We start from the raw sequence: 16809 nt of genomic DNA, 5'->3' as shown, positions 1-16809 counted from the left end.
CCCATGGCCCGAGGCCATGTGCGTCTTTCCCTCAGGCGTCGCCGGGGGATGCCGCGGGGGCCGGGCGGCGCGGAGTTCAGGCGTCGCGCGGGGGCAGGCGGGGGTCAGATGTCGCGCTGTTCCAGGGGCCGGTTGGCCGGGCCCTGGAGCACCTGGCCATCGGTTCCGAAGCGGGAGCCGTGGCAGGGGCACTCCCAGGTCCGCTCGGCGGCGTTGAACGCGACGCGGCAGCCCAGATGGGTGCAGCGGGCCGCGAGCGCGTGGGCCGTGCCGTCCTCGTCCCGGTAGACGGCGCAGTGCCGCCCGTTCACGCGGACCAGGGCCCCGGTGCCCGGGGCGATCCGGTCGACCGAGGCGGCCTGCGGGGCGCCCAGCCGGTCGCCGACGAAATGCCGCCCGACCTGGAGCTGGTGGCCGAGCAGCGCCGGGGCCTCGCGCAGCGCGGTCCGCAGCCGCCGGGGGTCGTACAGCCCGGCCCACGGCGGTCGCTCACCGCCGATGAGCGCCGTGAGCAGCCGGCCCGCCATGATGCCGCCGCTCAGGCCCCAGCCGGCGAAGCCCGTCGCGACGTAGGTGTGGCGCGCGCCGGGGTGGAAGGGGCCGACCATCGGCACGCTGTCGGTGGGGTCGATGTCCTGGGCGGCCCAGCGGTAGGTGATCTCCACACCGGGGAAGCGCTCCCGGGTCCAGTCGGCCAGCCGCTCGAAGCGCTCCGGGGTGTCCCCGGTGCCGGGTGTGAAGGACTCCCCGGTCACGATCAGCAGCCGCTTCCCGTCGCCGTACGGCGCGGTGCGCACCGACCGGGTGTGATGCTCCGGGGTGATGTACGCGCCCCGGGGGTCCTGTTCGGCGGGGAGGGGCGCGGCCACGACGAGTTCGCGACGCGGCGAGAGCCGGGTGAACAGCAGCGCCCGGTCGAACACCGGGTAGTGGGTGGCGATCACCACCTCCCCGGCCGTCACCACCGCCCCGCTCTGGGTGGTGACCCGGCAGGGGGAGCCCTCGACCAGGCCGGTGGCGCGGGTGTGCTCGTGGATCCGCCCGCCGTGGGCGCGCAGATCCTCGGCGAGCGCGAGGAGGTAGCCGCGCGGATGGAACTGCGCCCCTCCCTCGACCCGGATCGCGCCCGCGACCGGATAGGGCAGCCCGGTCTCCGTCACATACGAGGCGGGCAGCCCCGCCTCGTAGGCGGCGTCCACCTCGGCGCGGATGGTGTCCGTGCGCGCCGGGTCCTCGGTGTAGGTGAAGGCCGGGACGTTCTCCAGATCGCAGTCGATACCGAGCTCGGCCGTGATCGCCACCGCCCGCTCGACGGCGTCGGACTGCGACCGTGCGTACATCCGTGCGCCCTCGGGGCCGCGGGTGCGCCGCAGCCGGTCGTAGATGAGCCCGTGCAGCGCCGTGAGCTTGGCGGTGGTGTGGCCGGTGACCCCCGCGGCGATCCGATCCGCCTCCAGCACCGCCACCCGGTGCCCGGCGCGGGTCAGCTCCCATGCGGTGCTCAGCCCCGCGATGCCCGCGCCGACGACGGCGACATCGACCTCCAGGTCCGAGGTCAGGGCCGGGTGGGGGGTGCCGGGCGGTGCGGTGTCCAGCCAGTACGACTCGGGCACACCAGGAAGGTCATTCATCATCCCCGAGTGCCCGCCGCCGATCGACTGAAGCGGGCGGACCGGAGCCCGCCCGCAAGGGGGCCTTGGCCCATCCCCGGGGCTGCCCCGGACCAGGGCCCCACCCTTTCAGGCGGCGGAACGCGTCAACGCGGCCTCGGAGCGCGCATGACGTGCAGCGGGGCCCGGTGCAGCGGAACGGTGCGCCACCGGGCGGTGAAGAGGCGGTCCGCGAGGGAGCAGGTGACCACCAGATGATGCGGGGTCTCCAGGAACGCCACGTCCACGGTCAGGGTGTCCGGGTCCGTCCAGCCCCCGCTCACCGCCGTGGGGACGGTCGCCCGCGGCCCGTCGTGAACCCGCCACCCCGCGCCGTCGAACCCGAGGTCCAGCCGGGACGCCTCCTCGGCCAGCGAGACGGTCCACCCGCCGGAGCCGTCCTCGGCCACGGTGACCCCCGTCAGAGTCGGCTGATCCGCGCAGGCGCCGCCCGCGGGGCCGAACTCCGCGCCCGACCAGGCGCCGGGGTCCGTGAGCGGCGCGGGCTTCGCCGCGAGGGGCGGCAGGGCGAGCCGGGACAGCCGCCGCTCCAGCGCGGCGTCCTCGTCCTCGCGGCCGGTGAGCGGCGCCTCGCCGAACGCGGGCAGCAGATGCTCCCACACCGCGTCCAGAACGGCCTGCATCCGCTCCGTCTCCGCCGTCGTGGCGATCACCACGTCATGCTCGGGCAGCACCAGGCAGAACTGCCCGAACGCCCCGTCGCCCCGGTACCCGTGCCGGGACATCCAGAACTGGAATCCGTATCCCCGCCGCCAGTCCGGCCCCGAGCCATTGGCCATGGCCTCCTCGGTCGCGATGTGCTCCCGCGTCGCCTCGGCGACCCAGGACTCCGGAAGCAGCCGCTCGCCCTCCCACGCGCCGCCCCGCAGATACAGCAGCCCCAGCCGGGCGATCGCGTCGGTGGCGGCGAACAGCCCGCTGAAGCCCAGGTCACGCCCGGCCGGCACCTGCAGCCAGGCCGTGTCGCCGATGCCCAGCGGATCGAAGAGACGCGGCCGCAGATACTCCGTCAGCGACTGCCCGGTCACCCGCTGGACGATGGCGGCGAGCGTGTACGTGGCGGGCTGGTTGTAGGCGAAGGCGGTGCCGGGCGCGTGATCCGGCGGAATCCTCAGGAAGCCGCGCACAGGCTCCTCCGGGTCGCCGCCGAACGCCCGCTCCACGGTTTCCTCGGCATGTCCGCTGGCCATGGACGCGACATGGCGGACGAGCATGGCGCGGCTGCCCGGGTCGGTGATCTCCGCCTCGAACTCGGGGAAGTACGAGATCACGGGATCGTCGAGGTTCAGCAGCCCCTCGGCGGCGGCCAGCCCCGCCGCCGTGGAGGTGAAGCTCTTGCTGAGGGAGTAGAGCAGATGCGGCCGCTCGGCGGTGTACGGCGCCCACCAGCCGGAGGCGATGAGCCGGCCATGGCGCAGGATCATCACACTGTGCGGCTCGATGTCCGGCGCGCCCTCGACGGCGTCGAGGAAGGCGTGGACGCCCCGCGCGTCCACGCCCTCGGCGGCGGGGGTGCTGGTGGGCAGCGGATGAGCAGTCATCAGACGGGTCCTCGGGGGTCAGTGATGGGCCGCGCCCACCTTTCCCGGCAAGGCGGCGGGTGTCCAGCGCGTTTTGTGCCGCGGCGCTCGCGGTGCGGGGAGCGGGTCTCAGCCGCGGCCGGTGTCGATGACGCAGAAGCGGTTTCCGTCCGGGTCGGCCAGGACGATGAAATCGGCGTCCGGCGGATACAGCTCCCAGCGGACCCGCCGGGCGCCGAGCGACACCAGCCGTTCGACCTCGGCGGCCTGATCGGCCGCGTTCCGCGCGTAGAGATCCAGATGGACCCGTGGGCGCCCCTGGACCGGGGTATCGCTGCGGCCGAGCGACAGGCCGGTCCCGGCGCGCCCGTCCGGCGGCACCAGCACCACCCAGTCGTCCTCGATCTCCCCACGCGGGACGTATCCCAGGGCCCGCGTCCAGAACGCCGCCGCGCGCCGGACGTCCGAGACTCCCACTACCACGGAACCGATCGACAGCATGTGACCAGTCAAGCAGAGGGCGCGGCTGTCCCGGGCCGATGGCGCGTTGAGAGGATCGGTGGTGACGGATCGGTGGTGATCCGCGAACGCACCAGACGCCGGAAGGACCGAACACCCCGTGAGCGACTCCGTGACCGACCGCGTGACCGACTCCGTGACCGACTCTTTGACCGACTCCGTGAACGACGACGACGCCGTGCTGACGCGCACCGAGGGCCGCGCCGGACATCTCACCCTCAACCGGCCCCGCGCCCTCAACGCACTGACCCATCCGATGGTCACCCGGATCGCCGGGGCCCTCACCGCCTGGGAGCGGGACCCGGCCGTCCAGGCCGTGGTGATCGACGGGGCGGGGGAGCGCGGGCTGTGCGCGGGCGGCGACATCCGCATGATCCATCGGGATGTGACCTCGGGCGGCGGCGCGGCCTCGAGGGCGTTCTGGCGCGACGAGTACACGCTCAACGCCCGGATCGCCCGCTACCCCAAGCCGTATGTGGCCCTGATGGACGGCATCGTGATGGGCGGGGGCGTCGGGGTCTCGGCCCATGGCAGCGTGCGGATCGTCACCGAGCGCTCTCGGGTGGCCATGCCCGAGACCACGATCGGCTTCGTACCGGACGTCGGCGGCACCTATCTGCTGTCCCGCGCACCGGGCGAACTGGGCACGCATCTGGCGCTCACGGGAGCGTCGGTGGGCGCAGCCGACGCGCTGCGCTGCGGGCTGGCCGACCATGTCGTCCCCTCCGAGCTGCTGCCCGCGCTGACCCGGGACCTGGCCGCGGACCCGGTGGCGGATGTCCTTCCCCGGTACGCGGCCGAGGCCTCGGCCGGGACCCTGGACCACCAGCGGGAGTGGATCGACCACTGCTACGCGGCGGACACCGTCGAGGAGATCGTGGACCGGCTGATGGCCGTCGGGGAACCGGCCGCCAAGGAGACCGCCGAGACCCTTCTCGCCAAGTCGCCCACGGCGCTGAAGGTCACGCTGGCCGCCGTGCGCCGGGCCCGGGCGCTCGACTCCCTGGAGCACGTCATGGAGCAGGAGTACCGCGTCTCGTGCGCGGCCCTGTCCTGCCCGGACTTCGTCGAGGGCGTCCGCGCCCAGGTGATCGACAAGGACCGCCGCCCCCGCTGGACCCCGGCCGCTCTCGCCGAGGTCACCGACGCGGAGGTGGCCGGCTTCTTCGCACCGCCCGCCGACGGTGAGCTCCGCCTCGCCGACGCCCCGTAGCCGGATGCCCCTGTCGGCGCCGACGGATGCCCTGTCGGCGCCGAAGGGCGAGTCCGTCGGCGCCGATGGGCGAACCGTTCGGTGTCCGACAGCATAAATAGTGTGCCAGGCGGCACGCCCCGGCGGAGTGGCCCGGAGCGGTGGGGGATCACCAGCTGCTCTTGGTCACCCCCGGGAGTTCGCCCGCGTGTGCCATCTCGCGCAGCCGGATGCGGGAGAGGCCGAAGGCGCGCAGATGACCGCGGGGGCGGCCGTCGATGGAGTCGCGGTTGCGTACCCGGGTGGCGCTGGCGTCGCGGGGCTGGCGGCGCAGTTCCCGCTGGGCGTCGAGCCGTTCCTGCTCCGGGGTCCGGGGGTCGGCGATGAGCGCCTTCAGTTCGGCGCGGCGCTTGGCGTAACGCGCCACGATCACCCGTCGCTGCTCATTCTTGGCGATCTTGCTCTTCTTGGCCATCAGACCTTTCCTCCCCGGGCGCGGATACGGGCCACGGCCGCTTCGATGCCGATCACGTCGACGGTCCGGATGGCCTTGGCGCTGAGCGTGAGCCGGATGTGGCGGCCCTCGCTCGGCAGCCAGTAGCGCTTGCGCTGGACGTTGGGGTCGAACCGGCGCTTGGTGCGGCGGTGGGAGTGGGAGATGTGGTGCCCGAAGCCGGGCTGCCGGCCGGTGAGTTGGCAGTGGGCGGACATGCTTCCTCCGTTCGGTGGTGTGGTGTGGATGTCGCGGCAGCGTAGCAGCTAGATGAAAATGAAAACCACTACCGTGTATGCTGTGGCTCATGGCACGCAATGAACTACGCCCGATCGTCAAACTGAGGTCCACCGCGGGCACCGGCTACACGTATGTGACCCGCAAGAACCGGCGGAACGACCCCGACCGGATGACCCTCCGCAAGTACGACCCGGTCGCCGGCCGCCACGTCGACTTCCGTGAGGAGCGCTGACCGCCATGAAGCCCGGCATTCACCCCGCGTACCGGCCCGTCGTCTTCCGCGACCGGTCCGCCGACTTCGCCTTCCTCACCCGCTCCACCGCCACCAGCGACAAGACGGTGGAGTGGCAGGACGGCAACACCTACCCGGTCATCGACGTCGAGATCTCCTCGGCGAGCCACCCCTTCTACACCGGCACCCAGCGAGTCATGGACACCGCGGGCCGCGTCGAACGGTTCGAGCGGCGCTACGGAGGCGGGCGGAGGGGCCGGTGACCGCGGACGAGAACCGGCTGGCCGTGGCGGTCGTGGGCGGACTGCACGCCGACGCCCGCCACGCCGCCGTCGAGGAGATCCTGCGCACGGTGCCCGGCTCCGTGGCGCTGCACCACGACCTGTCCGCCGCCACCGACCGCGCCGTGCGCCGGACCGTGCGCGATGCCTCCGGGCCGCTCGGCGGTGGCGAGGCGCCGCTGGTGAACGACTGCGCGTGCTGTGCCCTGCGCGAGGACATGGTCCCCGAGCTGCTACGGCTGGCCATGGGCGGCGGGCACCGGCTCGCCGTCGTCGAACTGTGGGACTCGGTCGAGCCCCGGGCCATGGCCGCCGTGATCGCGGCCGAGGGCGCGCCGCTGGAGCTGACCGGGGTGGCCACCGCGGTCGACCCGGCCCTGATGGTGCCGTACCTCGCCAACGGCGACGACCTGGCCGAGGCCGGTCTCGCCGCCGCCCCGACCGACCAGCGCACCATCGCGGACACCTTCGCCCGGCAGCTGGAGTACCCCACCGTGATCGCCGTCGCCGAGGACGAGTCGTCCGAGGAGTCCGCGGACGACGGGGACCTGGCCCTGCTCACCCACCTCACCCCGGGCGCACGGCACAAGCGGCTCGGCGAGGGGGGCCTGGGGCCCGCCCTTCTCCAGGGCTTCGACATCGCGGCGGCGGCCGCCCGTCAGCATCCGGCGTGCGCGCTGCTGCCGCAGGACGGCGACGACCATGGGGTGGCCACCCTCGTCTGGCGGCGCGAGCGGCCCTTCCATCCGGGGCGGCTCTACGCCGCGCTGGAGGACCTGACCTGCGCGGCCGCCCGCAGCCGGGGCCGCTTCTGGCTGGCGGACCGGGGCGACACCCTGCTGTCGTGGGACGCGGCGGGCGGGGCGCTGTGCGTGGAGTCGGCCGGGCCGTGGCTCGCCGCGTTGCCGGACGCCGCCTGGGAGATGGTCCCGGCCGAGCGGCGGGTCGCCGCCGCGCTCGACTGGCATCCCGGCCACGGCGACCGCTGTCAGCACCTCACCTTCACCTCGCCCGGCCTCGACCGTGACGGGCTGCTGGCGCTGCTCGACTCGTGTCTGCTGACCGACGCCGAGTACGCGGCCGGGCCGGATGCCTGGCGCCGGCTGCCGCATGCCTTTGACGAACTGCTCGACCAGGTGTCCTGACCGGCGCACGGACACCGCACGCCCCACGTAGACAAGGACCCGATGATGGCCCGACGCCTCGACCGCACCCGCCCAGACGCCCGGCGCAACCGGGTGAACCCGCTGGACAAGGCGGGGATCACCTATATCGATTACAAGGACACCGAGCTGCTGCGGAAGTTCATCTCCGACCGCGGCAAGATACGCAGCCGCCGGGTGACCCGGGTGAGCGCGCGGCAGCAGCGTCGGCTGGCCCGCGCCGTCAAGAACGCGCGGGAGATGGCGCTGTTGCCTTACGGGTCGCGCTAGGGGGCCGTCTTGCCGATCAGGCCGATCAGGCCGATGAGGCCGATGAGGCCGATCAGCGAGCGGCGTCTGGTGCGGTGCATCGCATGTCACGTGAGGAGAGCGCAGCGGCGCTGCGTGCGACGGGCGCGGCGCCGCGAGATGCCGTGCGAGGCGTCGGAAGGTGCCGTGCGAGGCGTCGGGAGCCCGGCATGATCGGCGAGACACCCCCTGGGACCCTTGGACCCCGACGGGTGCATGGGTGCGCGTGTATGCACATAATGGCGTCATGGAGTCCCGTCATCACGGACGCTGGTCCCATCGGCGGCACCAGCTCGCGCATCTGCTGAAACCGCACTCCCACGAGTCGGCGCAGAAGGTCGACTCCGCGCTGGAGTCATCGGCCGAGGGCATGCGTGCCCTGTGGCTCTCCCTCGCCGTGCTGGGCGCCACCGCGGTGCTCCAGGCCGGGGTCGTCCTGCTGTCCGGCTCGGTGGCGCTGCTGGGCGATACCGTCCACAACGCCGCCGACGCGCTGACCGCGGTGCCGCTCGGCGTGGCGTTCGTCCTGGGGCGCCGTGCGGCGAACCGCCGGTTCACCTACGGCTACGGCCGGGCCGAGGACCTGGCCGGGATCGTCATCGTCCTGACCATCGCCGCCTCGGCGGCCCTGGCCGCCTACGAGGCCGTGGACCGGCTGCTGCACCCGCGCGGCATCTCCCATCCGGGCGTCGTCGCGGTCGCGGCGGTCCTCGGGTTCCTCGGCAACGAATGGGTGGCCCGCCACCGGATCCGGGTCGGGCGGCGGATCGGCTCGGCGGCCCTGGTCGCCGATGGACTGCACGCCCGCACCGACGGCTTCACCTCACTGGCCGTGCTGGTGGGCGCGGGCGGTGTGGCGCTCGGCTGGCAGGCGGCCGATCCGCTCGTCGGCCTGGCCATCACCGCCGCGATCCTGCTCGTGCTCAAGGACGCGGCCCGCGAGGTCTTCCGGCGGCTGATGGACTCCGTCGACCCGGCGATGGTCGACGCGGGCGAGGCCGCCCTGCGCACGGTCCCCGGCGTGCTGCGCGTGACCGAACTGCGGATGCGCTGGATCGGCCACCGGCTGCGCGCCGAGGTCACGGTCGAGGTGGACGGCGGCCTGGAGCTGCGCGCGGCGCACGATGTGGCGGTCGAGGCGGAACACGCCCTCCGCCACACGGTGCCCCGGCTGGCCGCCGCGCTGGTGCACACCGATCCGGCCCCTGGACCGGGCGCACAGGACCCGCATCACCTGCTGGCGCATCACACCGGGTGAGGAGGTTCGGCGACGCCGGGGAGCCGGTGTGGTCGGCGTCCACCATGCCCGGCGCTCAGTCGTGCGGCGGGGCCCCGGTGACCATGTGGTCCGCGTGGTTGACGGCCTCGGTGACCAGTCGGCGCAGATGGCCGTCGTGAAGGGAGTACACCGAGCGGCGGCCCTCCTTGCGCACCTGGACCAGCCCGGCCAGCCGGAGCTTCGCCAGATGCTGGCTCACCGCCGGGCGGGCCGCCCCGCTGGCCTCGGTGAGGGTGTTGACATCGGCCTCGCCCCGGGCGAGGGACCACACCAGATGCAGCCGGGTCGGGTCGGAGAGCAGCGAGAAGACATTGGCGGCCGTGGAGAACTGCGCCGCGCCGCTGCGATGCGTATGCGACCGGGTCGCAGTTGAGGAGGGTTCGCTGACCGGCATGTCCCCATCGTAGGGCGGCGGGCCGAGGGGAGACCCCGCTCGGCCCGCACCGCGCTCAGCTCCCGGCGTCCCGGCGGCCGGCCCGCGCCGCGCCCGGCCAGGCGGAGCTGCGCAGCAGCCGCAGACCGTTGAGGCCCACCAGGACGGTGGAGCCCTCATGGCCCGCCACGCCGAGCGGCAGCGGCAGATGGCCGAGCAGATCCCACACCACCAGCGCGCCGATGCACACACACGCGATGACCAGGTTCTGCGCCACCAGGCGGCGGGCGCGCCGCGACAGGGTCACGACCGCGGGCACGGCGGCCAGTTCGTCGCGGACGACCACGGCATCGGCGGTCTCCACCGTCAGCGCGGAACCGGCCCGCCCCATGGCGACACCGCTGTGCGCCGCCGCCAGTGCCGGGGCGTCGTTGACCCCGTCGCCGACCATCAGCACCCGCTCCCCGGCGTCCTCCCATCCCCGTACGGTCGCCACTTTGTCCTGCGGCAGCAGCCCGGCCCGTACGTCGGTGATGCCGACCTCCTCGCCCAGCCGTGCGGCGGCACGCTTGTTGTCGCCGGTCAGCAACACCGGTGGTGTGCCGGTGAGACGGCCCAGCGCGGCGACGGCTTCGGCGGCCCCGGCGCGGAGCGGAGCGGCGATGGCGAGGACGGCGACGGGGCGGCCGTCCACGAGCACGGCGACGGCGGTGGCGCCGCTGTCCTCGACCTCCGCGACGGCCGCACGGACGGGGCAGCGGCTCGTGATGGCTCTCCGGACCGAGCCGTCCCGGCAGGTGGCGGGGCGCTCCGGCGGCGCCGCCGCGCCGCCCAGCAGTGCCGTGGGGCTGCCCACCTGGACGGTGTGGCCGGTGACCACCGCCCGTACGCCCCGCCCCGGTGCCGAGGCGAAGTCGGCCGCGGGCTCCAGGCGCAGACCGCGTTCCCGCGCGGCGGTGACCACCGCGCGGGCCAGCGGATGCTCGCTGGGCCGCTCGGCCGCGGCGGCCAGGGCCAGGGCCTCGTCCTCGGTGAGGCCACTGCCCGGGAGCACCCGGATCCCGCCGACGCGCGCCGACTCCTCGGTGAGCGTTCCGGTCTTGTCCAGTGCCACTCGGGTGACGGCTCCCAGGCGCTCCATGGCCGCGGCGGACTTGACCAGCACGCCGTGGCGTCCGCAGGTGGCGATGGCGGACAGCAGGGGCGGCATGGTGGCGAGCACCACCGCGCACGGGGATGCCACGATCATGAAGGTCATGGCCCGCAGCAGGGTTTCGGTGAGGTCCGCGCCGAAGGCGAGCGGCACCGCGAACAGGGCGAGCGTGGCGGCCACCACGCCGATGGCGTAGCGCTGCTCGATCCTCTCGATGAACAGCTGGCCGGGGGCCTTGCGCTCGCTCGCCTCCTCGACCATGGCCACGATCCGGGCGATGACCGACGCGGAGGCGTCCCGGTCCACCGTGACGCGCAGCGCGCCCGTTCCGTTCAGCGTGCCCGCGAACACCTCGTCGCCGGGCCCCTTGTCCACCGGCAGCGGCTCGCCGGTGATCCCGGCCTGCTGGACGTCGCTCATTCCCTCGCGCACGGTGCCGTCGGCGGGCAGCCGCTCACCGGGCCGGACGAGCACGGTGTCGCCGACGCGCAGCGCGCTGACGTCCACCCGCTCCTCGGCGCCGCCGGGGGTGATCCGCGCGGCGGTCTCGGGTGCCAGATCCAGCAGTCCGCGTACGGAGTCGGCGGTGCGCCGGGTGGCGAACGCCTCCAGCGCGCCCGAGACGGCGAAGATGACGATCAGCAGCGCGCCGTCGAGGAACTGCCCGATCGCCGCCGCCCCGATCGCGGCCAGGACCATCAGCAGATCGACATCGAGGGTCCGTTCTCTGAGGGCGCGCAGCCCCGCCAGGCCCGGCTCCCAGCCGCCGGCGGCGTAGCAGATCGCGTAGAGCGGGCCCCACAGCCACGCGGGGGCGCCCGCCAGGTCGAGCGGGAAGGCGGGCAGGAACGCGGCGGTGGCCAGTGCGGCCCACCGCACCTCGGGCAGCTCGCGGACGCGGGTCCGGCGTGGCCGCACGGGCGGTGGAGCGTCGGCGGGGGGCCGTTCCTCGATGAGCTCGGCGGGCACCGGGGCACACCTCTTCCTCGGGTGATGGGGCGATGATCGAACCCCGCCACCATACTGGAACACATGAAGATCTCTTCAAGTGTTGCTGTGGATAGGATGACGCCATGGGACACGGAGCCGACAGTCAGACCACCCCGGCAGCGCATCTGGACGCGGACTCCGCCGCCACCATCGCCGCCACCCTCCAGGCCCTGGCCACCCCCTCGCGGCTGATGATCCTCACCCGCCTCCGCCAGGACCCCTGCGCGGTCACCGAACTGGCCGAGGCGGTGGGCATGGAGCAGTCCGCGGTCTCCCACCAACTCCGGCTGCTGCGCGCCCTCGGGCTGGTCACCGGCTCACGGCAGGGCCGCCGGATCGTCTACAGCCTCTACGACAACCACGTCGCCCAGCTCCTCGACGAGGCCGTCTACCACATCGAGCATCTGCGGCTCGGCGCGCGCGATCTGCCGGCGCCGGCGAAGACCGATCTCGACACGGACCGGGGCTGAGCGGTGGGCGACACGGCGAACACCCCGTCCGGACCGGGGGAGTTGCGGCGTCGCCTGGGGGTCTTCGACGCGGTCGTGGTCGGCCTGGGATCGATGATCGGCGCGGGCATCTTCGGGGCGCTGGCGCCCGCGGCGCGGGAGGCGGGGTCGGGGCTGCTGCTCGGCCTGGTGGCCGCCGGAGTGGTGGCGTACTGCAACGCCACCTCCTCCGCGCGGCTGGCCGCCCGCTATCCGCGCTCGGGCGGTACCTATGTCTACGGCCGTGAGCGGCTGGGCGACTTCTGGGGGTATCTGGCCGGCTGGGGGTTCGTGGTCGGCAAGACCGCCTCCTGCGCGGCGATGGCCCTGACCGTCGGCTCCTATGTCTGGCCCGCCCACGCATCCGCGGTGGCGGTGGCAGCCGTGGTGGCGCTGACCGCCGTCAACTACGTGGGGGTGCACAAGGCCGCCTGGCTGACCCGGGCCATCGTGGCCGTCGTGCTCGCGGTCCTGGCCGCCGTGGTCGTCGCCCTCCTCACCTCCGGGGAGGCGGACGCGGCACGGCTGGAGATCGGCCGGGACGCCACCCTCGGCGGGGTGCTGCGCGCGGGCGGCCTGCTGTTCTTCGCCTTCGCCGGATACGCCCGTATCGCCACCCTCGGCGAGGAGGTCCGCGACCCGGCACGCACCATTCCGCGCGCCATCCCGCTCGCGCTCGGCATCACTCTGGCCGTCTACGCCGCGGTCGCGATTGCCGCGCTCACCGTGCTGGGCAGCGGCGGGCTGGCCGCGGCGGGCGCCCCGCTGGCCGAGGCGGTGCGCGCCGCCGGGCTCGCGTGGCTGACGCCGGTGGTGCGGGCGGGCGCCGCGGTGGCCGCGCTCGGGTCGCTGCTCGCGCTGATCCTGGGCGTCTCCCGGACCACCCTGGCCATGGCCCGCGACCGGCACCTCCCGCCCGCGCTGGCCGCCGTGCACCCCCGGTTCGCGGTGCCGCACCGCGCCGAGCTGGCCGTGGGCGCGGTGGTGGCGGTCCTCGCGGCGACGGCCGATCTGCGGGGTGCGATCGGGTTCTCCTCCTTCGGGGTGCTGGCCTACTACGCCGTCGCCAACGCCTCCGCCTGGACCCTCACCGAGGCCGAGGGCCGCCCACCGCGGATCGTGCCGGGCCTCGGTCTGGCCGGCTGTCTGCTGCTGGCCTTCGCCCTGCCCGTCTCCTCGGTGGTCTCCGGCGCGGCGGTGCTGGCCCTGGGCGCGGCGGCCTACGGCGTGCGGCGCGTGGCCACCAGGTAGGCGGCTTCGCCGCCGGTGGGCCGCTGGCCTGCCGCCCGTGCGTCCCCGGTCCGCTGTCGGTGACGATCACGGGCGGCGGCTCGGCCGTTCGGCCGGCCGATCCGGGCTGCGCGGCGGCTACGCCTGCCGGTCGCGGGTGGTCATGGCGACCGTCGTGCAACCATCAGCGGTTCCCGGACCGCGGCTCGGGCGCGTGCCGCGCCCCCAGTGCCTGCTGCGCTTCTGGCGCGTGTCGCGCTTCCAGTGCGTGTCGCGCCCCAGGGCCTGACGTGCCTTCAGCGCGTGTCGCCCCTTCAGTGCGTGTCGCCGCTCCAGCGTGTGTCGCGCCTTCAGTGCGTGCTGCGCTTCCAGTGCGTGCCGCGCCCCCAGTGCCTGCCGCGCCCCGGGCGCCGTCGGGTCGCATCGCCGGGCGGCCCCGTCATCGGTCATGGGTGACGACCTGCCTCTCGTCCCGCCCGAGCCCCTCGTCCGCGCGCTGCCCGTCCACGCGCCGGGCGGCCTCCTCGATCCATGGCGGCAGCGGGCGGCGCAGCCGCAGTGCGGCCGGCAGCCGGGCGAGCAGACCGCGTAGCGCGGCGCGCGCCACCGGGTCCCGCCCGCCCTCGGTGAGGAGTGCGGCGGTGCGCCGGGCCGCGAGGGGCAGCGGGCGGCGCAGCCAGCAGCCGATCAGCTCGTCGCGCCGCATCGCTGCGGTGCGCTCCTCGGACGGCGAGGGGGCCGGTTCGTGGTGGGCGACCACCTCGGGGCAGTACGAGACGCCCCAGCCCATCGCCGCGAGGTCGTAGGCGAGCAGGGTCTCCTCGCCGCCGGAGAGGGCCAGCGGATGGAAGCCGCCCGCCTCCAGGAAGGCGCCGCGGCGTACCACGACCGCACAGGCGAGGAAGTCGTACACCTCCGGTCCGGGAAGGTCCTCGGCGTGGCCGACGGGGGAGGCGGCCAGTGTGGCGTTCAGCGAAGCGGGCCGCTCCGCCGGGCCGACCCGCAGCTGGCCGGCCAGCGCCCCCAGCCGCGGATGGCCGTTCAGCAGGGTGGTGGCCCGTGCCAGGGCGCCGGGGTGCCACCAGGAGTCGTCGTCGCTGAAGGCCACGTAGGGGGTGCCGATGGCGCGTACGCCGTCGTTGCGTGCGAGCGGCCCGTGGTCCTCCCCCGGGGCAAGGACCCGCACGTGGGGATACCGTTCGGCGATCATGGCCCTGGTGTGGTCCGTCGAGCCCTTGTCCACGACCACGACCGGTGGCCGCTCCGGCAGGGCGGTGAGGTGTTCTAGAGCCGTGGCGAGACTTTCCACGCGGTCGCGGGTGGCGACGACCACGCCGACGGCGGGGCCCGGCGCGTTCATGGGTCCCAGGTACCCGGCCAACTGGCCACTATGCGGTGCGCGGCCGGCTACGCGGGGCTCGGCGCGCCGACGTAGGGCGTGATCTGCGTCATGCCGGAGCCCGTCAACGTGATCTACGTCATGTTAGACATCGCCGTTCCGCGGGTACGGTGCTGACATCTATCGCGTACAAGGAGCGGCGTCGTTTGTCCCTGGACCTGTCATCCGTTATCGCTGCGACCACGCAGTGGCTGATCAGGGCCTACCCGGCGGCCGACGGAGCGATGAACGCGGCGCTCGCCGAGGCCCAGGCGAGACAGGCCGTGACGCTGGCCACCCTGCTGCGCTACGCGACCCCCACCGACTGCCCCCTGGCGCCCCTCGCCGGACCGGACGGCTCCTTCCGGCTGGACTGGCTCGTGGACGCGGAGCCGTACGAGATCAGCGGCCCCGACGGCGTCTGGCGCACCTGGGTGGACGAGGTCGTGGCGAGCTGGGCGGCGGCCCTGCTCACCTGCTCCACGCTGGCGTCCCAGGCTGTGGCGGCGCTCGGTGACTGCGAGCACGGCGGCGGGTCCCCCGGGGAGTGGCGGCGGCTCACGGCCCCCGACGCGCTCGACTGCCGGGCCGCACCGCTGCTGCGCCATCCGGATCTGACGGCGCTCGTCGTGGACCTGCACCGTCCGCAGCTGGTGGAACGTCTGCGGTGGCTGCACAGCGACGATCAGACGCCCACCAGCGCGGTCTGAGCGCCCTGACGGCAACGGCGGGCTTCACGGCGTCGCAAGCACCCCTTGTGCGTTCACGGTGACGCGCTCCCCGCGGGGGCAGTGGACCACCGTGGACGGGAAGTCCGGGCTCCGGCTCTCCTCCAGGAACGCGGAGAGCGGGGAGCTGAAGGCGGCGTAGTCGTCGTAGTGCACCGGCAGCACCCGCTCCGGCCGTACGGCCTTGACCAGCCCCGCCCCCTGGAGCGCGTCCATGGTCACGATGAGCCCGCCCGGAAGCCGGGTGCCGCCCAGGTGGACCACGGCGAGATGCACCTCCGGGTAGCGCCGGGCGATCTCATGGATGCCCGGGAACATCAGCGTGTCGCCGGTGATGTAGACCCGCAGCCGAGGAGGCTGCCCGGGCTCGCCGAAGTCCAGCAGGCTTCCCATCACCGGTGGCAGCAGCTTCTGCCACCGGCCGGGGGCGTGTCTGCCCGGCAGTGCGGTGACCCGGACCTGGCTGTGATCCTTCACCAGGACCTGATCGTGCCAGGTGGGCAGCCCGGTCGCCCGGCTGAAGCCATGGACGCCCTGCAGCCGCCGGGAGGCGTGCGGGGTGGTGATGATGGGCAGTGAGTGGTCCAGCCGCCGTCGCGCCACCCGGTCCCAGTGGTCGCCGTGCAGGTGCGAGAGCACCACGGCGTCCAGGTCGGACGGTATGCCGGAGACCGTCAGGGCGGGCTCGGTCAGCCGTCGGGACATCAGCCCCTTGCCCAGATAGGCGTACTGGCCCCGGTGCAGGAAGTTCGGGTCGGTGAGCAGCGTCAGCGCGCCGTAGCGGATGAGGAGGGTGGCATTGCCGACGAAGTGGAACTCGGCGGCGCCGTCCGGCGGAGGCGTCATGACCCGACCACCGCCTCTCGCGACTGCGCCCGATCGGGGGTGAACATCGTGGTGGCCGCGCCGTCGTGCAGCGACTCCAGCAGTTCGCGCTGCCGCCGCGCGCGAGTCAGCAGCTCGGTCAGCCGATCGGGGTCCAGCCGGGTGTCCTCGCCGGTCGCGGCCAGCAGCGAATGCCACAGCATCGCCTTGCCCTCCACGCCGATCCGCAGCGACTCCAGCTCGACGACCGAGCTGAGCCCGGCACGCCGCTGCAGGCGGCCGTTGGGCTTCAGCCGCGCCGCCTTCTCGCCCAGCCAGCCCCCGTAGACCTTGTAGCGGCGTACGGGCACCTCGAGGTCGGCCATGAGGGACAGGAGCGCCGCACGGTCCTCCATGATCTGTACGGCGAGGTCCTCCAGCTCGCCGCCGAAGGGCGACCGCCGGTGCTCACGGGCCGCGCGGCGGGCCAGCTCCATTCCGGCCGTCGCTCCGGCCAGGTGGTCATTGAGGTAGATGCCGAGCATGCGGGGGGAGGTCCTGGGCTCGCTCATGATCGTCCTTCCGGCTTCCGCAAGGTCGTATCAGGCCACGCGCCCACGGAGTGCCCAGCCCCGGCCGCCTCAACCAGCCCCCGCGCTCTCGTCGCCCCACCCGGGCCGCGCGGCCTCAGCCGCCGTCCAGAGCCAGCCGCAGGCCGCCCGCCGGAACCAGCCGCCGACGGCATATGCGGCACCGGACGACGCCGCCACGCTCATAGCCGAGGGCGC

At 73.9% G+C, this 16809-nt stretch carries 20 protein-coding genes; 9 read left to right on the top strand and 11 right to left on the bottom strand.

Annotation, left to right across the window (positions count from 1 at the left end):
* Window positions 1-104: 104 nt before the first annotated feature.
* The 3 genes from AS97_RS05135 to AS97_RS05125 all read right to left on the bottom strand — a co-directional run bounded on the left by AS97_RS05135 (window position 105) and on the right by AS97_RS05125 (window position 3691).
* Complete coding sequence (locus AS97_RS05135) at window positions 105-1631, bottom strand: FAD-dependent oxidoreductase (RefSeq protein ID WP_210564408.1); 1527 nt, start codon at window positions 1629-1631, stop codon at window positions 105-107.
* A 125-nt stretch (window positions 1632-1756) separates the two neighbouring features.
* Window positions 1757-3211 carry a serine hydrolase domain-containing protein gene (locus AS97_RS05130; RefSeq protein ID WP_059143845.1) on the bottom strand — a complete coding sequence of 485 codons (1455 nt, stop codon included), beginning with the start codon at window positions 3209-3211 and terminating at the stop codon, window positions 1757-1759.
* 108 nt (window positions 3212-3319) lie between these two features.
* Complete coding sequence (locus tag AS97_RS05125) at window positions 3320-3691, bottom strand: VOC family protein (protein ID WP_059143844.1); 372 nt, start codon at window positions 3689-3691, stop codon at window positions 3320-3322.
* 178 nt (window positions 3692-3869) lie between these two features.
* On the opposite strand from AS97_RS05125, the gene AS97_RS05120 reads away from it, so the two are divergent.
* Window positions 3870-4922: an enoyl-CoA hydratase/isomerase family protein gene (locus AS97_RS05120; RefSeq protein WP_125758683.1), complete on the top strand. Its 1053-nt coding sequence runs from the start codon at window positions 3870-3872 to the stop codon at window positions 4920-4922.
* Window positions 4923-5070: 148 nt separating this feature from the next.
* Here the strand turns inward: AS97_RS05120 and rpsN are convergent, their stop codons facing one another.
* Together rpsN and rpmB are read right to left on the bottom strand one after the other, a co-directional pair.
* The gene (rpsN, locus tag AS97_RS05115) at window positions 5071-5376 is read right to left on the bottom strand and encodes a 30S ribosomal protein S14 (protein WP_059143843.1); all 306 of its coding nucleotides are present in this window, start codon (window positions 5374-5376) and stop codon (window positions 5071-5073) included.
* A complete protein-coding gene (gene rpmB, locus AS97_RS05110; RefSeq protein WP_059143842.1) occupies window positions 5376-5612 on the bottom strand; it encodes a 50S ribosomal protein L28 in 237 nt (78 codons plus the stop codon). The genes rpsN and rpmB overlap by 1 nt, the downstream gene beginning before the upstream one ends.
* A gap of 89 nt (window positions 5613-5701) precedes the next feature.
* Here rpmB and rpmG point away from each other — a divergent pair, with 89 nt between their 5' ends.
* The 5 genes from rpmG (at window position 5702) to AS97_RS05085 (ending at window position 8856) form a co-directional block, all read left to right on the top strand.
* Window positions 5702-5866, top strand: a complete 165-nt coding sequence (rpmG, locus tag AS97_RS05105) for a 50S ribosomal protein L33 (protein WP_059143937.1) — start codon at window positions 5702-5704, stop codon at window positions 5864-5866.
* Window positions 5867-5871: 5 nt separating this feature from the next.
* A complete protein-coding gene (locus tag AS97_RS05100) occupies window positions 5872-6129 on the top strand; it encodes a type B 50S ribosomal protein L31 (protein ID WP_059143841.1) in 258 nt (85 codons plus the stop codon).
* Window positions 6126-7292: a GTP-binding protein gene (locus AS97_RS05095; protein ID WP_210564407.1), complete on the top strand. Its 1167-nt coding sequence runs from the start codon at window positions 6126-6128 to the stop codon at window positions 7290-7292. The genes AS97_RS05100 and AS97_RS05095 overlap by 4 nt, the downstream gene beginning before the upstream one ends.
* A 45-nt stretch (window positions 7293-7337) precedes the next feature.
* Window positions 7338-7580: a 30S ribosomal protein S18 gene (gene rpsR, locus AS97_RS05090; protein ID WP_059143839.1), complete on the top strand. Its 243-nt coding sequence runs from the start codon at window positions 7338-7340 to the stop codon at window positions 7578-7580.
* 265 nt (window positions 7581-7845) lie between these two features.
* Window positions 7846-8856, top strand: coding sequence for a cation diffusion facilitator family transporter (locus tag AS97_RS05085; RefSeq protein ID WP_086710755.1), 1011 nt, complete (start codon window positions 7846-7848; stop codon window positions 8854-8856).
* Window positions 8857-8911: 55 nt separating this feature from the next.
* On the opposite strand, the gene AS97_RS05080 is transcribed toward AS97_RS05085, so the two are convergent.
* On the bottom strand, window positions 8912-9271 hold the full coding sequence (locus AS97_RS05080) for a metalloregulator ArsR/SmtB family transcription factor (RefSeq protein ID WP_059143837.1): 360 nt from the start codon (window positions 9269-9271) through the stop codon (window positions 8912-8914).
* A gap of 55 nt (window positions 9272-9326) precedes the next feature.
* The gene (locus AS97_RS05075) at window positions 9327-11372 is read right to left on the bottom strand and encodes a heavy metal translocating P-type ATPase (protein WP_210564406.1); all 2046 of its coding nucleotides are present in this window, start codon (window positions 11370-11372) and stop codon (window positions 9327-9329) included.
* A 104-nt stretch (window positions 11373-11476) separates the two neighbouring features.
* On the opposite strand from AS97_RS05075, the gene AS97_RS05070 reads away from it, so the two are divergent.
* A complete protein-coding gene (locus AS97_RS05070) occupies window positions 11477-11863 on the top strand; it encodes a metalloregulator ArsR/SmtB family transcription factor (RefSeq protein ID WP_059143835.1) in 387 nt (128 codons plus the stop codon).
* Between the two features lie 3 nt (window positions 11864-11866).
* Entirely contained in the window at window positions 11867-13132 is a 1266-nt protein-coding gene (locus AS97_RS05065) for an APC family permease (protein WP_059143834.1), read from the top strand.
* A gap of 117 nt (window positions 13133-13249) precedes the next feature.
* Here the strand turns inward: AS97_RS05065 and AS97_RS05060 are convergent, their stop codons facing one another.
* Window positions 13250-13561 carry a hypothetical protein gene (locus AS97_RS05060; RefSeq protein ID WP_210564405.1) on the bottom strand — a complete coding sequence of 104 codons (312 nt, stop codon included), beginning with the start codon at window positions 13559-13561 and terminating at the stop codon, window positions 13250-13252.
* A complete protein-coding gene (locus AS97_RS05055; protein WP_210564404.1) occupies window positions 13551-14471 on the bottom strand; it encodes a glycosyltransferase in 921 nt (306 codons plus the stop codon). Before AS97_RS05055 ends, AS97_RS05060 begins: the two co-directional genes overlap by 11 nt.
* A 185-nt stretch (window positions 14472-14656) precedes the next feature.
* Here AS97_RS05055 and AS97_RS05050 point away from each other — a divergent pair, with 185 nt between their 5' ends.
* On the top strand, window positions 14657-15199 hold the full coding sequence (locus AS97_RS05050) for a hypothetical protein (protein WP_059143832.1): 543 nt from the start codon (window positions 14657-14659) through the stop codon (window positions 15197-15199).
* Between the two features lie 24 nt (window positions 15200-15223).
* Here the strand turns inward: AS97_RS05050 and AS97_RS05045 are convergent, their stop codons facing one another.
* Together AS97_RS05045 and AS97_RS05040 are read right to left on the bottom strand one after the other, a co-directional pair.
* Window positions 15224-16063, bottom strand: coding sequence for an MBL fold metallo-hydrolase (locus AS97_RS05045; RefSeq protein WP_059143831.1), 840 nt, complete (start codon window positions 16061-16063; stop codon window positions 15224-15226).
* On the bottom strand, window positions 16060-16593 hold the full coding sequence (locus AS97_RS05040) for a hypothetical protein (protein WP_210564403.1): 534 nt from the start codon (window positions 16591-16593) through the stop codon (window positions 16060-16062). Before AS97_RS05040 ends, AS97_RS05045 begins: the two co-directional genes overlap by 4 nt.
* Window positions 16594-16809: the final 216 nt, after the last annotated feature.

Source organism: Streptomyces sp. AgN23 (assembly GCF_001598115.1).
Classification (GTDB): Bacteria; Actinomycetota; Actinomycetes; order Streptomycetales; family Streptomycetaceae; genus Streptomyces; species Streptomyces antimycoticus.
The sequence above is the reverse complement of the archived record's forward strand: the minus strand, read 5'-3'. Positions and strand labels throughout refer to the sequence as shown.